Source organism: Pseudomonas graminis (assembly GCF_013201545.1).
Taxonomy (GTDB): Bacteria; Pseudomonadota; Gammaproteobacteria; order Pseudomonadales; family Pseudomonadaceae; genus Aquipseudomonas.
This window is the reverse complement of the sequence record NZ_CP053746.1, coordinates 1,736,356-1,752,377: the sequence shown is the minus strand read 5'-3', so window position 1 is coordinate 1,752,377 and position 16,022 is coordinate 1,736,356. Positions and strand designations below refer to the sequence as shown.

Annotated in this window: 15 protein-coding genes and 1 pseudogene; 7 read left to right on the top strand and 9 right to left on the bottom strand. The window is 60.1% G+C overall.

The features are described from left to right. Nucleotide 1 precedes the first annotated feature (1 nt). Together recG and FX982_RS07945 are read left to right on the top strand one after the other, a co-directional pair. Nucleotides 2-2,077: an ATP-dependent DNA helicase RecG gene (gene recG / locus FX982_RS07950; RefSeq protein WP_172610253.1), complete on the top strand. Its 2,076-nt coding sequence runs from the start codon at nucleotides 2-4 to the stop codon at nucleotides 2,075-2,077. A gap of 87 nt (nucleotides 2,078-2,164) precedes the next feature. After that, nucleotides 2,165-3,553 carry an aminoacyl-tRNA deacylase and HDOD domain-containing protein gene (locus FX982_RS07945; RefSeq protein WP_172610252.1) on the top strand — a complete coding sequence of 463 codons (1,389 nt, stop codon included), beginning with the start codon at nucleotides 2,165-2,167 and terminating at the stop codon, nucleotides 3,551-3,553. A 21-nt stretch (nucleotides 3,554-3,574) separates the two neighbouring features. Here the strand turns inward: FX982_RS07945 and FX982_RS07940 are convergent, their stop codons facing one another. The 4 genes and pseudogenes from FX982_RS07940 to FX982_RS07925 form a co-directional block, all read right to left on the bottom strand. Beyond that, nucleotides 3,575-3,949, bottom strand: coding sequence for a helicase (locus FX982_RS07940; RefSeq protein WP_122534183.1), 375 nt, complete (start codon nucleotides 3,947-3,949; stop codon nucleotides 3,575-3,577). Between the two features lie 329 nt (nucleotides 3,950-4,278). Next, nucleotides 4,279-4,548, bottom strand: a pseudogene (locus tag FX982_RS07935) (HU family DNA-binding protein); the annotation flags it as partial. A gap of 188 nt (nucleotides 4,549-4,736) precedes the next feature. Further along, complete coding sequence (locus FX982_RS07930) at nucleotides 4,737-5,885, bottom strand: NAD(P)/FAD-dependent oxidoreductase (protein WP_172610251.1); 1,149 nt, start codon at nucleotides 5,883-5,885, stop codon at nucleotides 4,737-4,739. 34 nt (nucleotides 5,886-5,919) lie between these two features. Continuing rightward, nucleotides 5,920-6,087, bottom strand: coding sequence for a rubredoxin (locus FX982_RS07925; protein WP_002555879.1), 168 nt, complete (start codon nucleotides 6,085-6,087; stop codon nucleotides 5,920-5,922). Nucleotides 6,088-6,457: 370 nt separating this feature from the next. Here FX982_RS07925 and FX982_RS07920 point away from each other — a divergent pair, with 370 nt between their 5' ends. Together FX982_RS07920 and ubiA are read left to right on the top strand one after the other, a co-directional pair. Then, a complete protein-coding gene (locus FX982_RS07920; RefSeq protein WP_172610250.1) occupies nucleotides 6,458-7,036 on the top strand; it encodes a chorismate--pyruvate lyase family protein in 579 nt (192 codons plus the stop codon). Beyond that, nucleotides 7,036-7,926: a 4-hydroxybenzoate octaprenyltransferase gene (gene ubiA, locus FX982_RS07915; protein WP_172610249.1), complete on the top strand. Its 891-nt coding sequence runs from the start codon at nucleotides 7,036-7,038 to the stop codon at nucleotides 7,924-7,926. The genes FX982_RS07920 and ubiA overlap by 1 nt, the downstream gene beginning before the upstream one ends. Nucleotides 7,927-7,959: 33 nt before the next feature. Here ubiA and FX982_RS07910 read toward each other — a convergent pair whose 3' ends face one another. Next, on the bottom strand, nucleotides 7,960-8,340 hold the full coding sequence (locus FX982_RS07910) for a COG4315 family predicted lipoprotein (RefSeq protein WP_133774211.1): 381 nt from the start codon (nucleotides 8,338-8,340) through the stop codon (nucleotides 7,960-7,962). 170 nt (nucleotides 8,341-8,510) lie between these two features. On the opposite strand from FX982_RS07910, the gene phoB reads away from it, so the two are divergent. From phoB to FX982_RS07895, 3 genes are all read left to right on the top strand, one after another. Then, nucleotides 8,511-9,200, top strand: a complete 690-nt coding sequence (gene phoB / locus FX982_RS07905) for a phosphate regulon transcriptional regulator PhoB (protein WP_037016751.1) — start codon at nucleotides 8,511-8,513, stop codon at nucleotides 9,198-9,200. 90 nt (nucleotides 9,201-9,290) lie between these two features. Further along, nucleotides 9,291-10,550, top strand: coding sequence for a phosphate regulon sensor histidine kinase PhoR (gene phoR, locus FX982_RS07900; RefSeq protein ID WP_241043500.1), 1,260 nt, complete (start codon nucleotides 9,291-9,293; stop codon nucleotides 10,548-10,550). Nucleotides 10,551-10,650: 100 nt separating this feature from the next. Then, nucleotides 10,651-11,991, top strand: a complete 1,341-nt coding sequence (locus tag FX982_RS07895; RefSeq protein WP_122623573.1) for a hemolysin family protein — start codon at nucleotides 10,651-10,653, stop codon at nucleotides 11,989-11,991. 21 nt (nucleotides 11,992-12,012) lie between these two features. Here FX982_RS07895 and FX982_RS07890 read toward each other — a convergent pair whose 3' ends face one another. From FX982_RS07890 to pstB, 4 genes are all read right to left on the bottom strand, one after another. Next, nucleotides 12,013-12,921, bottom strand: a complete 909-nt coding sequence (locus FX982_RS07890; protein ID WP_172610248.1) for a peptidoglycan DD-metalloendopeptidase family protein — start codon at nucleotides 12,919-12,921, stop codon at nucleotides 12,013-12,015. A gap of 276 nt (nucleotides 12,922-13,197) precedes the next feature. Continuing rightward, the gene (locus tag FX982_RS07885) at nucleotides 13,198-14,103 is read right to left on the bottom strand and encodes a response regulator (RefSeq protein ID WP_172610247.1); all 906 of its coding nucleotides are present in this window, start codon (nucleotides 14,101-14,103) and stop codon (nucleotides 13,198-13,200) included. 173 nt (nucleotides 14,104-14,276) lie between these two features. Next, complete coding sequence (gene phoU, locus FX982_RS07880) at nucleotides 14,277-15,035, bottom strand: phosphate signaling complex protein PhoU (protein WP_037016764.1); 759 nt, start codon at nucleotides 15,033-15,035, stop codon at nucleotides 14,277-14,279. A 51-nt stretch (nucleotides 15,036-15,086) separates the two neighbouring features. Further along, nucleotides 15,087-15,920 carry a phosphate ABC transporter ATP-binding protein PstB gene (pstB, locus tag FX982_RS07875; protein WP_065988194.1) on the bottom strand — a complete coding sequence of 278 codons (834 nt, stop codon included), beginning with the start codon at nucleotides 15,918-15,920 and terminating at the stop codon, nucleotides 15,087-15,089. Nucleotides 15,921-16,022: the final 102 nt, after the last annotated feature.

Genomic DNA, 16,022 nt, shown 5'->3' with positions numbered 1-16,022 from the left:
TATGACGGAGCTGTCTCATGTCTCGGTCACGGCGCTAAAAGGCGTCGGTGAGGCCATGGCTGAAAAGCTGGCGAAAGTCGGTCTTGAAAACATTCAGGACGTGCTGTTTCACTTGCCCTTGCGTTATCAGGACCGGACTCGCGTCGTGCCCATCGGTGAGTTGCGCCCGGGTCAGGACGCCGTGATCGAAGGTGTGGTGAGCGGCGCCGACGTCGTCATGGGCAAACGTCGCAGTCTGCTGGTCAGGATCGGCGACGGCACCGGGGTGTTGAGCCTGCGCTTTTACCACTTCAGCAACGCGCAGAAGGATGGCCTCAAGCGCGGCACACACGTACGCTGCTACGGTGAAGCCCGTCCCGGCGCCTCGGGCCTTGAGATCTACCACCCGGAATACCGTGCCATCACCGGCGATGAGCCGGTTGCTGTGGAGCAGACGCTGACACCGATCTATCCCACGACCGAAGGCCTCACCCAGCAGCGCCTGCGGCAGCTGTGTCAGCAGAGCCTGTCGATGCTTGGGCCGAAGAGCCTGCCTGACTGGCTGCCGGACGAGCTGGCGCGCGACTATCAACTGGCGCCCCTGGCCGACGCCATTCATTACCTGCACAACCCGCCCGCCGATGCCGACGTTGAAGAACTCGCGCTAGGCCATCACTGGGCGCAGCACCGACTGGCATTCGAAGAGCTGCTGACGCACCAGCTTTCCCAGCAACGCCTGCGTGAAAGCCTGCGCTCGCAACGCGCGCCTGCACTGCCCCCGGCGAAACGCCTGCCGAAGAAATTCCTCGCCAACCTCGGTTTCCCGCCCACGGGTGCGCAGCAGCGCGTCGGCAACGAGATCGCCTACGACCTCAGTCAGCAGGAACCAATGCTGCGGCTGATTCAGGGCGATGTGGGCGCTGGCAAGACGGTCGTCGCAGCACTCGCGGCGCTTCAGGCACTGGAGGCGGGCTATCAGGTCGCACTGATGGCGCCCACCGAGATTCTTGCCGAACAGCACTTCATCAACTTCACCCGCTGGCTGGAGCCTCTCGGCATAGAGACGGCCTGGCTCGCGGGCAAACTCAAGGGCAAGGCACGGGCAGCATCACTGGCGCAGATCGCCGGTGGCACGCCCATGGTCGTCGGCACCCACGCGTTGTTCCAGGACGAGGTGCAGTTCAAGAACCTCGCGCTGGTCATCATCGACGAACAGCACCGTTTCGGTGTTCAGCAACGGCTGGCCCTGCGCAAGAAAGGCGTCGGCGGCTCGATGTGTCCACATCAGCTGATCATGACCGCAACGCCTATTCCGCGCACGCTGGCGATGAGCGCCTACGCCGACCTCGACACGTCGATCCTCGACGAACTGCCGCCCGGGCGTACGCCGGTGAACACCGTTCTGGTTGTCGACAGTCGACGGATCGAAGTCGTCGAGCGCGTGCGCAACGCGTGCGCCGAAGGCCGACAGGCGTATTGGGTGTGCACGCTGATCGAGGAGTCCGAGGAGCTGACGTGTCAGGCCGCTGAAACCACGTTCGAGGAACTGACCAGCGCGCTGGGTGAGCTCAAGGTCGGTTTGATTCACGGACGCATGAAGCCCGCCGAAAAAGCCGCCGTCATGGGCGAATTCAAGCAGGGCAACCTGAATCTGCTGATCGCAACAACGGTGATCGAAGTCGGCGTGGACGTCCCCAACGCCAGCCTGATGATTATCGAAAACCCGGAACGCCTGGGCCTGGCCCAGCTTCATCAATTACGCGGTCGGGTCGGCAGGGGCAGCGCCGCCAGCCATTGCGTGCTGCTGTATCACCCGCCGCTTTCTCAGATCGGTCGTCAGCGGCTGGGCATCATGCGTGAGACCAACGATGGCTTCGTGATTGCCGAAAAAGATCTGGAGCTGCGCGGGCCGGGCGAGATGCTCGGCACCCGCCAGACAGGGCTGCTGCAATTCAAGATTGCAGACCTGATGCGCGACGCAGATTTGCTGCCTGCGGTCAGGGACGCCGCCCAGGCGCTGCTCGAACGCTGGCCGCAACACGTCAGTCCGCTGCTGGAACGCTGGCTGCGCCATGGCCAGCAATACGGCCAAGTGTGAAGCAGTCAACGCAATATCAGGGTGTCTCACCTCTATAACAACTAAGCTGGTTATACTTCAGCGATTGTAGGAATCTGGATACAGGCCATGACAGAAGTTGCCCACATCGACGCAACCCCACACTGCCCTTCCGTCATTCGGCAGCTGCTAGGCAAAATCGACTTTCGTGAAGTGACCGACGACGAGTCGCTCCCGCTCCAACAGAAAGTTCAGGCCATTCTGGTCGATGACTCCGTCGGCGCGCTGTTCATCCTGCTTCCGCAAAACCATTTGCTCGACCTCAATCGCATTACTGAATTGACCGGCCGCAAATTGAAGGCGGTGCCGAAAGAGTCGCTCGAACTCATGCTGCAGAAGCATAAACTCGGCACGTTGCCCGGCCTGCCTGCACTGACCAGCTCGCCTTGCCTGTACGAAGAACGCATTCTCTCCGGCCCTGCTGTTCTGATCGACTCTGGCGAACCGGGCCTCTTGCTGGAAATCAGCAGCGAGGATTTCAAGACGCTGCTGAGCAAGGCCAGCGCCGCCCGCTTCGGCGAACCGGTGGCGTCGGTCACCCCCAACCTCACGCGTCCCGATGACGACCGCGAGGAGATCACCAAAGCCGTACAGAATTTCACCGCCCGGCGTATTCAGCAGCGTCTGGAGTCCACGGTGGAGATCCCGCCGTTGGCCGACACGGCGCAGAAGATCATCAAGCTGCGTGTCGACCCGGACGCGACCATCGATGACATCACCGGTGTAGTCGAAACCGATCCAGCATTGGCGGCACAGGTCGTGAGCTGGGCGGCCTCCCCGTATTACGGTTCGGCCGGCAAAATTCGCTCGGTGGAAGATGCCATCGTTCGCGTGCTGGGTTTTGATCTGGTGATCAATCTTGCACTCGGTCTGGCGTTGGGCAAAACCCTGGCGCTGCCCAAGGATCATCCGCAGCAGGCAACGCCGTACTGGCAGCAGTCGATTTATACGGCTGCGATCATCGAAGGGCTGACCCGCGCCATGCCCCGTGCCGAGCGCCCGGAAAGCGGCCTGACGTACCTCGCCGGCTTGCTGCACAACTTCGGCTACCTGCTACTGGCGCATGTGTTTCCACCGCACTTTTCGCTGATCTGCCGCCAGATCGAAGTCAATCCGCATTTGCACCACAGCTACGTCGAGCAGCACTTGCTGGGCATCACCCGTGAGCAGATCGGCTCCTGGCTGATGCGCAACTGGGACATGCCGGAGGAACTGGTTATCGCACTGCGCTTTCAGCACGATCCGCACTACGCAGGTGAGCATTACAAATATGCGAACCTGGTGTGCCTGGCCGTGAGACTGCTGCGCAAGGAAGGCATCGGCTCAGGCCCTCTGGAGAGCATTCCGGACGAGCTGCTCGAGCGTCTGAAGCTCTCTCGCGAGAAAGCCCAGGACGTGGTGAAGAAAGTGCTGGAGGCCGAAGTACTGTTGCGCGAACTGGCCTCTCAGTTCAGCTGATCTCGGACTGGCCGGGGAAGACTATTTCTTTTTCCTCGGCTTCAAATACTTCGTCAGCCCTTGAAACCACATCACCAGGCCGGCATTGCCGGTGACCACAATGTTCTTGTCCTGAATGCCCTGCATGAACGCGAGCTGCTTGTTCCGGGCCTGCAGCGTGGCAAAGCCGTAATCGGCATCCTTGAAAGCGATCACGAAAGCAGGTGCGGCAAAGGTGCCCGCGCGGCTCTTGACGCGTTGCTCGTGCACGATGAAATGCCGGGCAATCTTGCCGTCAGCCGTCTGCAACTGGAAAGCCAGGTCCTTCCCCGCGAGTTGCTGTTGAAAAGCGGGATTGTTGCGACTGGCGCGGGCCATCAACAGGCCCAACATCCAGAGTAGAAAGCGAAACTTCATGCGTGGGCCTCATGGAATAGACGGCGGTCAGGGTGACCAGCCGCAGTGTAGCGAGCTTGATCGCCCGATGAGCAAGCAGAACCGCTCAGTCGCAAAGTGGCGGAGTAGACGTAACGCGCAGGTCCGCAAAGCTGAATTCGTCGGGCATAAAAAAATGGACATGCCGACTGATCGGCATGCCCATCTCCATGCTGCTCGCCCTCCGCAGAGCGCTCAGCGAATTACTTTTTCTTTGCTGCAGGTGCCTTGGCGACTGCTGCCTTGGCTGGCTTGGCATCTTGGGCGGCGGCAGCAGGCTTGGCTGATTTCGCTGGCTTTACCGAGTCCGGATTAACGCTGTCTTTGAGAAACTTGCCCGGCTTGAATGCCACCGTGTTGCTGGCCTTGATCTTGACGGGCTCACCGGTCTGAGGGTTCTTACCGGTACGGGCGCCACGATGGCGTTGCAGGAAAGTGCCGAAGCCGACCAGCGTGACGCTGTCCTTTTTGTGCAGCGCGTTGGTGATTTCGTCGAGCACGGCGTTGAGGACGCGATTGGCTTGTTCTTTGGTGAGATCTGCTTTCTCGGCAATAGCCGCTGCGAGTTCTGGTTTACGCATATGAAGCCTCTTTTACGGTTTTTTGTTTTTATGTCCCGTGCAGCCCTTGCGGACAGCGAGCAGGTGCCGCAACAGCTCTACGTTGCGGCAGACCGGAATGAGAATGGCACGCCACCGTGACCCACGCCAGTACGTGGGACACGTTTGTTTCAAGTAAAAGATGGCTTATCCGACAGAACGACTGTTAATCAGGCCAGCAAGGGGGGCAAGGCCTTGTTCAGCGCGAGCTTCTCCATCACTGCAGCGCCTGTCAGCGCGTAACCCAGCAGGTTACCGTCGCTGTCGCGGCACAGCGCCTTGATGTCGGCGCCCTCACCTTCAACGGTCCAGACACCTTCCAGGCCCTTCGGCGGCGGGGAGACCACCAGCGGGCATACCGGCGTTTTCACGGTGACCGGCATCGGGCCATATTTAACGGGTGTGGGCGTGCCAGCCAGAGTTTGCGCCAATGCTCGGGCGCAGTTCATCAGCGGCATGACGTAGAGCAGATTCAGCCCATCGACTTCAGCGCAGTCGCCCAGTGCGTAGATGTTGGCGTGGGAAGTCTGCAAATGCCGGTCGACCACAACGCCCCGCCCGATTTCCAGGCCTGCCGCTGCGGCGAGATCAGTGCGAGGACGCAGGCCGATGGCCGACACCACCAAATCGCAGTGCAGCATCTCGCCATCCGACAGATGCGCTTCGAGCCCGTCGTCGGTGCGCTCAAGCCGTGTCAGCAATGGGCCGAGGTGAAAACGCGCGCCCAGGCTCTCCAGCCCGGCCTGTACCGCTGCGGCGGCAGCAGGGTGCAGCAGCGTCGGCATGACCTGCTCGCACGGCGCAATCAGGTCGATTTCGTAGCCTCCGAGGACCAAGTCATTGGCAAACTCGCAGCCGATCAGGCCTGCCCCAAGGATCAACACCCGTTTCTTGCCGGCGGCAGCGGCACGGAAACGCGCGTAGTCCTCCAGATCGTTGATCGGGAATATGGCGTCGGCAGCGTCGCCCGCCACCGGCACGCGCACGGTTTCCGCGCCCCACGCCAGAATCAGGTCGCGGTAAGGCACCGCTTCTTCGCCGATCCACAGCCGCTTGTGCCCCGGATCGATGCCGCTGACGCGGGTGTGCGTGCGCACTTCAGCCTTGAGCTGATCGGCCATGGCGCCCGGCTCGGCCATGCTCAGTCCGTCGGCTTCCTTGTTTTTGCCAAAGCCGGTGGAGAGCATGGGTTTGGAGTACGAACGGCCGTCATCGGCGGTGATCAGCAAGAGCGGGGTTTCGCCATCCAGCTTGCGAAATTCGCGAGCAAGGTTGTAGCCGGCCAGCCCGGTGCCGATGATCACGACAGGTGCGTTCATTCATTTCTCCAGAGGGGTCGAGGAAGTCGGCGGATCAGCCGATTTCGATCATCTCAAAATCCATTTTGCCGACGCCGCAGTCAGGGCACAGCCAGTCTTCCGGCACGTCCTGCCAGAGCGTGCCCGGCGCGATGCCGTCATCCGGCCAACCGTCGGCTTCGTTGTAGATCAGGCCACAGACTATGCATTGCCACTTTTTCATTGGTCGGTTCTCTTGGTTTCAGGCTAGACGTCCCAGACGTTTCACTGTGGTCGCGAAATTTATCGAATGGGTCAGGCCTTTTACTGATCACAGCGCCATGACGCAAGTTTCATTGGTGTACAGCGCGCGCTTTTCAGAGGTTTGGCTCAAGCGCGATGGCGTCGGTCGTCATGTCGCAAAATTGATAGCGCCCAAACCGGCCTCTTCCGGCTGAAGCCGGTCCTACGAACGCCGTGCATCTGTAGGACTGGCTTTAGCCGGGAAGGCGTCAGTAGCTTCACTGCGACCATGGAATGGCGCTCCGGTCGTCGGTGAAAAATCGCAATCATGCTAAGCTCGCCGCCTCGATTGCCGCCTGTGTTTGTCCCCCGTGATCCAGCAAACCCCAGCATTTCCAACGCCTGAATGGCTTTCGCGCGATCAGTTGATCGAAGCGCCTTCGCCGATCGTACTAGAGTGGCTGTTCCACGAAGATTCCCTGACCCGACGCCTGACCCGCCTCTCTGATAACCGCTTCTGTGTCAGTCCGCAGTTCGAAGGCTGGCAGCGTCTACGTGATGATGAATGCGCTGCACTGCACTTACCTGAAGGCAGCGAGGGCTGGGTACGGGAAGTCTATCTGCTGGGCCATGATGAAAATTGGGTGTTTGCCCGCAGTGTTGCCGGGAGAACTGCGCTGGAGCATGCCGGCCTGCACATGGACGAACTCGGTACCCGATCGCTGGGGGAGTTACTGTTCAGCGATAAAGCCTTCGTCCGCGGCCCCCTGCAGGTCTGCCGCTATCCTGCAAAATGGCTGCCTGCGACTGATGCACAGCAGGGCTTGTGGGGCCGCCGCTCCTGTTTCAGCCGTGGGGCTTTGAGCATTCTGGTGGCGGAAGTGTTTTTGCCCACCGCATGGCGCGCGATCGAAGCCAACCTTCAACTGCACGCCCAAGAGGGCCGCTGATGTACCTGTCGCTGCTCAAATCCCTGAACCGTCTGCACCCGCGCGCCTGGGACTTCGTCCAGCTCACACGCGTCGACAAACCCATCGGCATTTATCTGTTGCTGTGGCCCACCTTGTGGGCCGTGTGGATTGCCGGCAAAGGTTCGCCCTCCCTTAGCACGCTGCTGATTTTCGTCGTCGGAGTGTTCCTGATGCGCGCGGCGGGCTGCGTGATCAACGACTTCGCCGACCGCAAGGTGGACGGCCACGTCAAACGCACCGAGCAGCGGCCGCTGGTTAGTGGCAGGGTGACGTCAAACGAAGCGCTGATCCTATTCGCCGTGCTGGTGACGCTGAGCTTTGTGCTGGTGCTGTTCACCAACGCGACGACGATCTGGCTGTCATTCGGCGGGCTGGCCCTCGCAGCGACTTACCCCTTCATGAAGCGCTACACCTACTACCCGCAAGTGGTGCTGGGTGCGGCGTTCTCGTGGGGCATGCCGATGGCGTTCACCGCCGAGACCGGCGAGCTGCCGGCTGCCGCGTGGCTGCTGTACATCGCCAATCTGCTGTGGACGGTGGGGTACGACACGTACTACGCGATGACGGATCGCGAGGACGACTTGAAAATCGGTGTGAAATCCACCGCCGTGCTATTCGGCGACGCGGATCGGGTGATCATCCTGACGCTGCAATGCCTGGCGTTGTTCTGCCTGATGCTGGCGGGCATACGCTTCGAGCTGGGCCTGTACTTCTTCATCGGCCTGCTGGTCGCGGCGGGATGCTTCGCCTGGGAGTTCTGGTCGACACGGGACAAAGACCCGCAAGCCTGCTTCAAGGCCTTTCTGCACAACCACTGGGCGGGACTGGCGATTTTTGTCGGTATCGTAGTGGACTACGCGCTGCGCTGACCGATTCGGGCCGACGCAGCGCGAAGGTTCAGATCAAGGCTTGGCGATGTGCCAAACGTCGCCTTTGCCGTCGCCGGTTTTGTCGCCAGCGGCCTTATCGCTTTTGAAAAAGTACAGCGGCTTGCCCTTGTAAACCCACTGCGAGGCGCCATCATCGCGCTTGATGATGGTCCAGTCGCCCTCAGGCTTGTCGCTGGCAGTAGCGATCAGCGGCGGCCAGTTGGTTGCGCATTGATCGTTGCAGACGGACTTGCCCGCAGAGGTGTCTTTGTCAAAGGTATAGAGCGTCATGCCCTTGTGATCGGTGAGCATGCCGTCGCTGGTCATTGCAGGCGCGGCAGCGAATGCCATGCCGGAGGACGCCAGTGCGGCTGCCGCCAAAAGGCGCATCAGAGCGGAAGAAATTTTAGCCATGGATGAATCCTCTTCTTGTTTGTCGCTGGATGGACATTTCTTGTAGGACAAGTCGCCAGCTTAGCGCTAGACCGGCGAATACGCCTAGCTAGAACTAACCTGTCACACGACTGCAATAATTCCGTTATCTAATGCGCCCCAAGACAGTTAAATGACATGAGGTTCGAGGCATGGTTGGCAGGAGCATTCTGATCGTCGACGACGAAGCGCCCATACGCGAAATGATTGCCGTCGCACTGGAAATGGCTGGCTATGACTGCATTGAGGCTGAGAATTCGCAACAGGCCCACGCCGTTATCGTCGACCGCAAGCCGGACCTCATCCTGCTGGACTGGATGCTGCCCGGCACATCCGGCATCGAGCTGGCCCGCCGCCTCAAGCGTGACGAGCTGACCGGCGACATCCCGATCATCATGCTTACGGCCAAAGGCGAAGAGGACAATAAGATCCAGGGCCTCGAAGTCGGCGCTGACGACTACATCACCAAACCATTCTCTCCTCGCGAGCTGGTCGCCCGGCTCAAGGCCGTGCTGCGTCGGGCAGCCCCGAACGATGGCGAGTCACCGATCGAAGTAGGCGGTCTGCTGCTCGACCCGATCAGCCACCGCGTGACCATCGACGGCACACCTGCCGAGATGGGCCCGACCGAATACCGCCTGCTGCAATTCTTCATGACCCATCAGGAACGCGCCTATACCCGCGGGCAGTTGCTCGATCAGGTCTGGGGCGGAAACGTCTACGTGGAAGAGCGCACCGTGGATGTCCACATCCGACGTCTGCGCAAAGCCCTCGGCGAGGCTTACGAAAATCTGGTACAAACCGTCCGCGGTACTGGCTACCGTTTCTCCACCAAAAGCTGAAAAAGCCTTTGGCAGCGATTCAGACCGCTGAAGACAAGGACGCGTTAATTGAATCACAACTGGCATGGCACCCTGATCCGCCACTTGCTGATGTTGGTCACAGCCTCGCTGCTGGCCGGTTTGATCAGCGGGCATTACGGCGGGTGTCTGGCAATCGGTCTGGGGCTTTATCTGGCCTGGACGCTCAAACAGCTGTTACGCCTGCACGACTGGCTTCGCCATCACAAACCCGACGAGCCGCCGCCCGATGGCTATGGCTTATGGGGTGAAGTCTTCGACAGCATTTACCATCTGCAACGACGCGACCAGCGCGTGCGTGGCCGCCTGCAAGCGGTTATCGACCGTGTGCAGGAATCCACTGCCGCACTGAAAGATGCCGTGATCATGCTCGACAGCGACGGCAACCTGGAATGGTGGAACCGCGCTGCCGAAACGTTGCTGGGCTTGAAGACGCCCCAGGACAGCGGTCAGCCGGTGACCAATCTGGTGCGCCATCCGCGCTTCAAAGAGTACTTCGAGCACGCCAATTACGCCGAGCCGCTGGAGATCCCTTCGCCGGTCAATGACCGCCTGCGCATTCAGATGCTGATCACCCGCTACGGCAACAACGAGCATTTGATGCTGGTGCGCGACGTGACGCGCATGCATCAGCTGGAGCAAATGCGCAAAGACTTCGTCGCCAACGTTTCCCATGAACTGCGCACGCCGTTGACGGTTATCTGCGGCTATCTCGAGACGCTGCTGGATAACGTCGAGGAAGTGAATCCGCGCTGGGTCCGGGCGTTGCAGCAGATGCATCAGCAAGGCGGGCGCATGCAGACGCTGCTCAACGACCTGCTGCTGCTGGCAAAGCTGGAAGCCACCGATTATCCGTCGGACAATCAGCCCGTGGCCGTGTCGTCGCTGCTACAAAGCATTACTAATGATGCTCAGGCGCTATCGGGGAGCAAGAATCAACAGATCACTCTGGATCTGGAAAGCGACGACAGACTCAAGGGCAGCGAGGCCGAACTGCGCAGCGCGTTCTCCAATCTGATCTTCAACGCGGTCAAATACACGCCGGCCGAGGGCAAGATCCGCATCCGCTGGTGGAGTGACGGCCGTGGCGCACACTTAAGCGTCCAAGACTCCGGCATCGGCATCGACAGCAAGCACATTCCACGCCTGACCGAGCGCTTCTACCGCGTCGATTCCAGCCGCGCGTCAAACACCGGCGGCACAGGCCTGGGCCTGGCAATCGTCAAGCACGTGCTGTTGCGCCACCGCGCAGCATTGGAAATCAACAGCGTCCCGGGCAAGGGCAGTGTGTTTATCTGCAACTTTGCCCCGGCGCAGATGACCAAAGCCTAGGCAAGCCTGTAGATAGCCGCTAAATTGCGTCCCTTGTGCCCTCCAATTGTGAGGGCTTGTTTCATTCCACACTTCAAAACGGAACCTGCAAAACCCCATCATGGACCCTTCCCCTGGTATCAGCCTGGCTTCACTCTTCGCCGATTTCGGCATGATTCTTTTCGCAATGGTGTTGGTTCTGCTCAACGGATTCTTCGTTGCGGCCGAGTTCGCCATGGTCAAACTGCGCTCGACCCGCGTCGAGTCCATCGCCGAGAAAAATGGCTGGCGCGGACGCATCCTGCGCACCGTTCACAGTCAGCTCGATGCTTATCTGTCGGCTTGCCAGCTGGGTATTACGCTGGCGTCGCTGGGTCTCGGCTGGGTGGGCGAGCCGGCGTTCGCGCACCTGCTGGCGCCGTTGCTCGAGACCGTAGGCGTGGAATCGCCGGAAGTCGTCAAAGGCGTGTCGTTCTTCAGCGCCTTTTTCATGATTTCGTACCTGCACATCGTGGTGGGTGAACTGGCGCCGAAATCCTGGGCCATTCGCAAACCCGAGCTGTTGTCGCTGTGGACGGCTGTGCCGCTGTACCTCTTCTACTGGGCGATGTACCCGGCCATTTATCTGCTCAACGCCAGTGCCAACGGCATTTTGCGCATCGCAGGCCAGGGTGAGCCCGGCCCCCATCACGAGCATCATTACAGTCGTGAAGAGCTCAAGCTGATCCTGCACTCAAGCCGTGGTCAGGACCCGAGTGACCAAGGCATGCGCGTGCTGGCCTCCGCCGTGGAAATGGGCGAGCTGGAAGTGGTGGACTGGGCGAACTCCCGCGAAGACATGGTCTCGCTGGAATTCAACGCCCCGCTCAAAGAAATCCTCGCGATGTTCCGTCGGCACAAGTTCAGCCGGTACCCTGTGTACGACTCGGACCGCAACGAGTTTGTGGGTCTGTTGCACATCAAGGACCTGCTGCTGGAGCTGGCGGCGCTGGACCATCTTCCCGAGTCCTTCAACCTCGCCGAGCTCACGCGGCCGCTGGAGCGGGTGTCCAAGCACATGCCACTGTCGCGTCTGCTGGAGCAGTTCCGTCAAGGCGGCGCGCACTTTGCGCTGGTTGAAGAAGCCGACGGCAAGATCATCGGCTACCTGACGATGGAGGACGTGCTGGAAGTGCTGGTGGGCGACATTCAGGACGAACACCGCAAGGCCGAGCGCGGGATTCTGGCCTATCAGCCGGGCAAGCTGCTGGTTCGCGGGGACACCCCGCTGTTCAAGGTCGAGCGCCTGCTGGGCATTGATCTGGACCACGTTGAAGCCGAAACCCTGGCAGGCCTGATCTACGACAGCCTCAAGCGCGTGCCTGAGGAAGAGGAAGTCATGGAAGTCGAAGGCCTGCGCATCATCATCAAGAAGATGAAAGGCCCGAAGATCGTGCTGGCGAAGGTGCTGAAGCTGGATTGACCTGCCCGTCAGAGCAGATGATCAATTCCCGCCAATCGCGAAGTTGGGCAGGCTCTGGACCGGTTGCGAGAATTCGTACGGAATCGACTCCAGCGCCAGCCCGACATTGCGCTGCACCACGAAGTGCAAATGCGGGCCGGTGCTGTTGCCGGTGTTGCCGGACCGCCCGAGCGGCGCGCCCACTGCCACATGCTGGCCTTCCTTGACGCTCACCGATCCCTGCTGCAGATGCAGATAAACGCCCATCGTGCCGTCGTCGTGCAGGATGCGCACGAAGTTGCCTGACGGATTGGCGCCACGGCCCGACTGGGCATTTTCGGTCTTGATCACGGTACCGCCCCGCGCAGCAATAATCTGCGTGCCTTCGGGCATGGCGATGTCGATCGCATAGCGGCTCTTGGCGCCTACGTGGCTGTAGGACCCATTGGCACCCTGACTGATGCGAAACGGCCCGCCCACCCACGGCAATGGATAGCGATAGGCAAATCCATTCGCTGAGACACCGCGCTGCGGGTCACCCACGATTGATCGCAGGCTGGGCTTATAGGCCATGGCCTTGCTGGCGACTTGCGGGCTGAGGGCGATGAGGCGTTCGTTGCTGCGCGCTGGAATCGTACGACGAATGACCTGATTCGACACGCCGACCACATTCTTCACCCCGGCCAGACGCAGTTCGACTTCCACGGGCGCGTACAGATCATTGCGAACATACAGGCTGTCGCTGCCATTGGCTTTCTTGACGCTCAGGCGCACCTGGCTGTCGATGCGCTCGACCATGCGCTCGCGAAGCTTCATCACCTGCGCGCCGCGCACGGGCTGGTCGGTAAACGACACCACGCCATTGGCATCGGTGAACCGATAGATTGTGACTGCCCCGGCGGTCTGCGTGGCCAGCAGTAAGGCACAGACAACCAGCATGCGCTCTAACATCGGGAAGACCTGGTGAGTGGACGATTGGCGCCCAGCCTAACAGCGATGCCGACGCAATTGGACTCATCCGAATCAATCGGTAATAGACGAAGCGTCAAGGAAATCGGGTCAGCACAGGGCGCGATCGGAATTGCAATTTCTATGCTAGGTAACGCGGGAGCGAGGTTGCTCGCGAAGATGGACTCCCGGCCGCTGCACATTTAGCGGAGATACCGGTCTCATCGCGAGCAAGGTGGAGCGCCACCCCGTCGCTCCCACACATGAGTGGGCAGCGAATCAGGCACCCGGCACGAAGTGCTTCTGCGCCGTACCACGGGCAATCAGACGCGAAAGGTAATCAAGCTTCTGGGTGTCCTTGTCGACGAAGCGGAAAGTGACCTGCAGCCACTCACTGTCCGGCTTCTGCTCGAACGCGGCAATCGCGTGCAGATAGCCATTGAGACGCGCTACCTCGGCGTTTTCACCTTGCTCCAGATCGAGCACGGCGCTTTCAAGGATCTGCGGCAGGACTTCGCCACGGCGGACCAGCAGCGACGCTTCCTTGAGCGTCAACGCCTTGATCACGCAGGGCTGGTTTCCACCTGGGAGACGCAACTGACCCTGACCACGACCGGTAGGTGCGGCGGAAAGAGCCGCTTTTGCCACAGGCGGGACCACAGACTGAGCAGTTTGCGATGCAGTTGAAGCCGCAGGTGCCGTGTTGACGACCTCGGGACGGTTACCCGTCAAGGCGCTGAGCGAATCATTGGCAAACGCGGCGTTGACGCGGGCGGGACCACTGGACATCAACGCGTCGAGCTTGCCGACCTTGTGCAGCGCTTTTTTGACCTTGGTCAGCAGTTGCTCGTTGGTAAACGGCTTGCCGATGAAGTCCGATACGCCAGCCTGGATCGCCTGAATCACGTTTTCCTTATCACCACGGCTTGTGACCATGATGAAAGGCATGGTCTTCAGGTTGTCCTGCTGACGGCACCAGGTCAGCAATTCAAGCCCGGACATTTCGGGCATTTCCCAATCGCACAGCACCAGATCGAACACTTCACGGCTGAGCAGCACTTGCGCCTTGCGACCGTTGACCGCGTCTTCCAGAGCGATACCCGGGAAGGCGTTGCGCAGGCCTTTCTTGACCAGATCGCGGATGAACGGTGCGTCATCCACCACCAATACACTGACTTTACTCATCGACGCTCCTGATGGCGTGTTCACCGTAAATGGCGAGCATTTGCTGGCGGGTGGCCAGCTGCCAAACTGTTTGACGACACCGGGACTTTTATTCGCGGGTGACTTGAAAAATATGGGCAGACCGGAGAAACAAAAACGCCCGGCGGTCGCCAGGCGTTTTTTCTCAGGCAATCTTATTTATCGTCAGGCGCGTCCAGAACATTAATCCTTTCGGCGGTCAGGCCTTTGACTTCTTCCTGCATGCGCTTGAGGCCCAGGTGGCGAACATCGGTACCGCGCACGAGGTAGATCACCAGTTCGGAGATGTTGCGCGCATGATCACCGATGCGCTCCAGCGAACGCAGGACCCAGATCACATTTAACACGCGGGAGATCGAGCGCGGATCTTCCATCATGTAGGTGACCAGCTCACGCAATGCGGTCTTGTACTCACGGTCGATGTTTTTGTCGTACTGCGCCACCGACAACGCCAGATCGGCATCGAAGCGGGCGAACGAGTCCAGTGCATCGCGCACCATCTTGCTGACCTGATCGCTGATGTGGCGCACTTCGACGTAACCGCGCGGGGACTCACCCTCTTCACACAACTGAATCGCACGGCGGGCGATCTTGGTGGACTCATCGCCAATACGCTCAAGGTCGATGACCGACTTGGAGATGCTGATGATCAGACGCAGGTCGGAGGCGGCAGGCTGACGACGGGCCAGAATGCGCAGGCACTCTTCGTCGATATTGCGCTCCATCTGGTTGATCCGGTCGTCCACCTCGCGCACTCGCTGGGCCAGGCCCGAGTCGGCTTCGATCAACGCGGTGACCGCGTCGTTGACCTGCTTCTCGACCAGACCACCCATTTCCAGCAGGTGGCTGCGAACTTCTTCCAGTTCAGCGTTGAACTGCTGGGAGATGTGATGTGTATGGCTGTCTTTGATCATGAGTGTCCGTCCGATTGATTGCGCGGTGGTTCAAGGCTGACGAAACACGTGCTAGCCGTAACGACCGGTTATGTAGTCTTCAGTCTGCTTTTTGGTCGGATTGGTGAACAACGTATCGGTGTCCCCGTATTCGACCACCTTGCCCATGTGCAGAAACGCGGTGTAATCCGACACGCGCGCCGCCTGCTGCATGTTGTGGGTAACGATCACAATGGTGTATTTGGATTTCAGTTCGTAGATCAGCTCTTCGACTTTCAGCGTCGAAATCGGGTCGAGCGCGGAGCACGGCTCATCGAGCAGCAGCACCTCGGGTTCGACGGCGATAGTGCGGGCGATCACCAGACGCTGCTGCTGACCACCGGAAAGTCCGAGTGCCGACTCATGCAGGCGGTCCTTGACCTCGTCCCACAGTGCGGCGCCACGCAGTGCCCACTCGACGGCTTCATCAAGCACGCGCTTCTTGTTCACGCCTTGAATACGCAGCCCGTAGACCACGTTCTCGTAAACGGTCTTGGGGAACGGGTTGGGCTTCTGAAACACCATGCCAACCCGGCGACGCAATTCGGCGACGTCCTCGCCTTTGGTGTAGATGTCGTGTCCATAGAGCTTGATCTCGCCCTGTACGCGACAGCCGTCCACCAGATCGTTCATGCGGTTGAAGGTGCGCAGCAAGGTGGACTTGCCGCACCCGGACGGCCCGATGAACGAGGTGACGCGCTGTTTCGGGATGTTCATGCGGATGTCGAACAGCGCCTGCTTCTCGCCATAGAAGAGATCCAGCCCCGGGACTTCCAGCGCAACGGCTTCGTTCGCCAGATCCAGCACCTGGCGCTTGCGACCCAGGGCCGACATGTTGATGCCGTGGGCGTGGGGTTCGTGTTGCATGGTCTCACTCCGATCGTAGCTGCAAACCTTAAGCCGCAAGCTGCAAGTGTGGTGCTGATACGGTATGCGGCTCTCAGCTTGCCGCTTGAAGCGTGTCGCTGA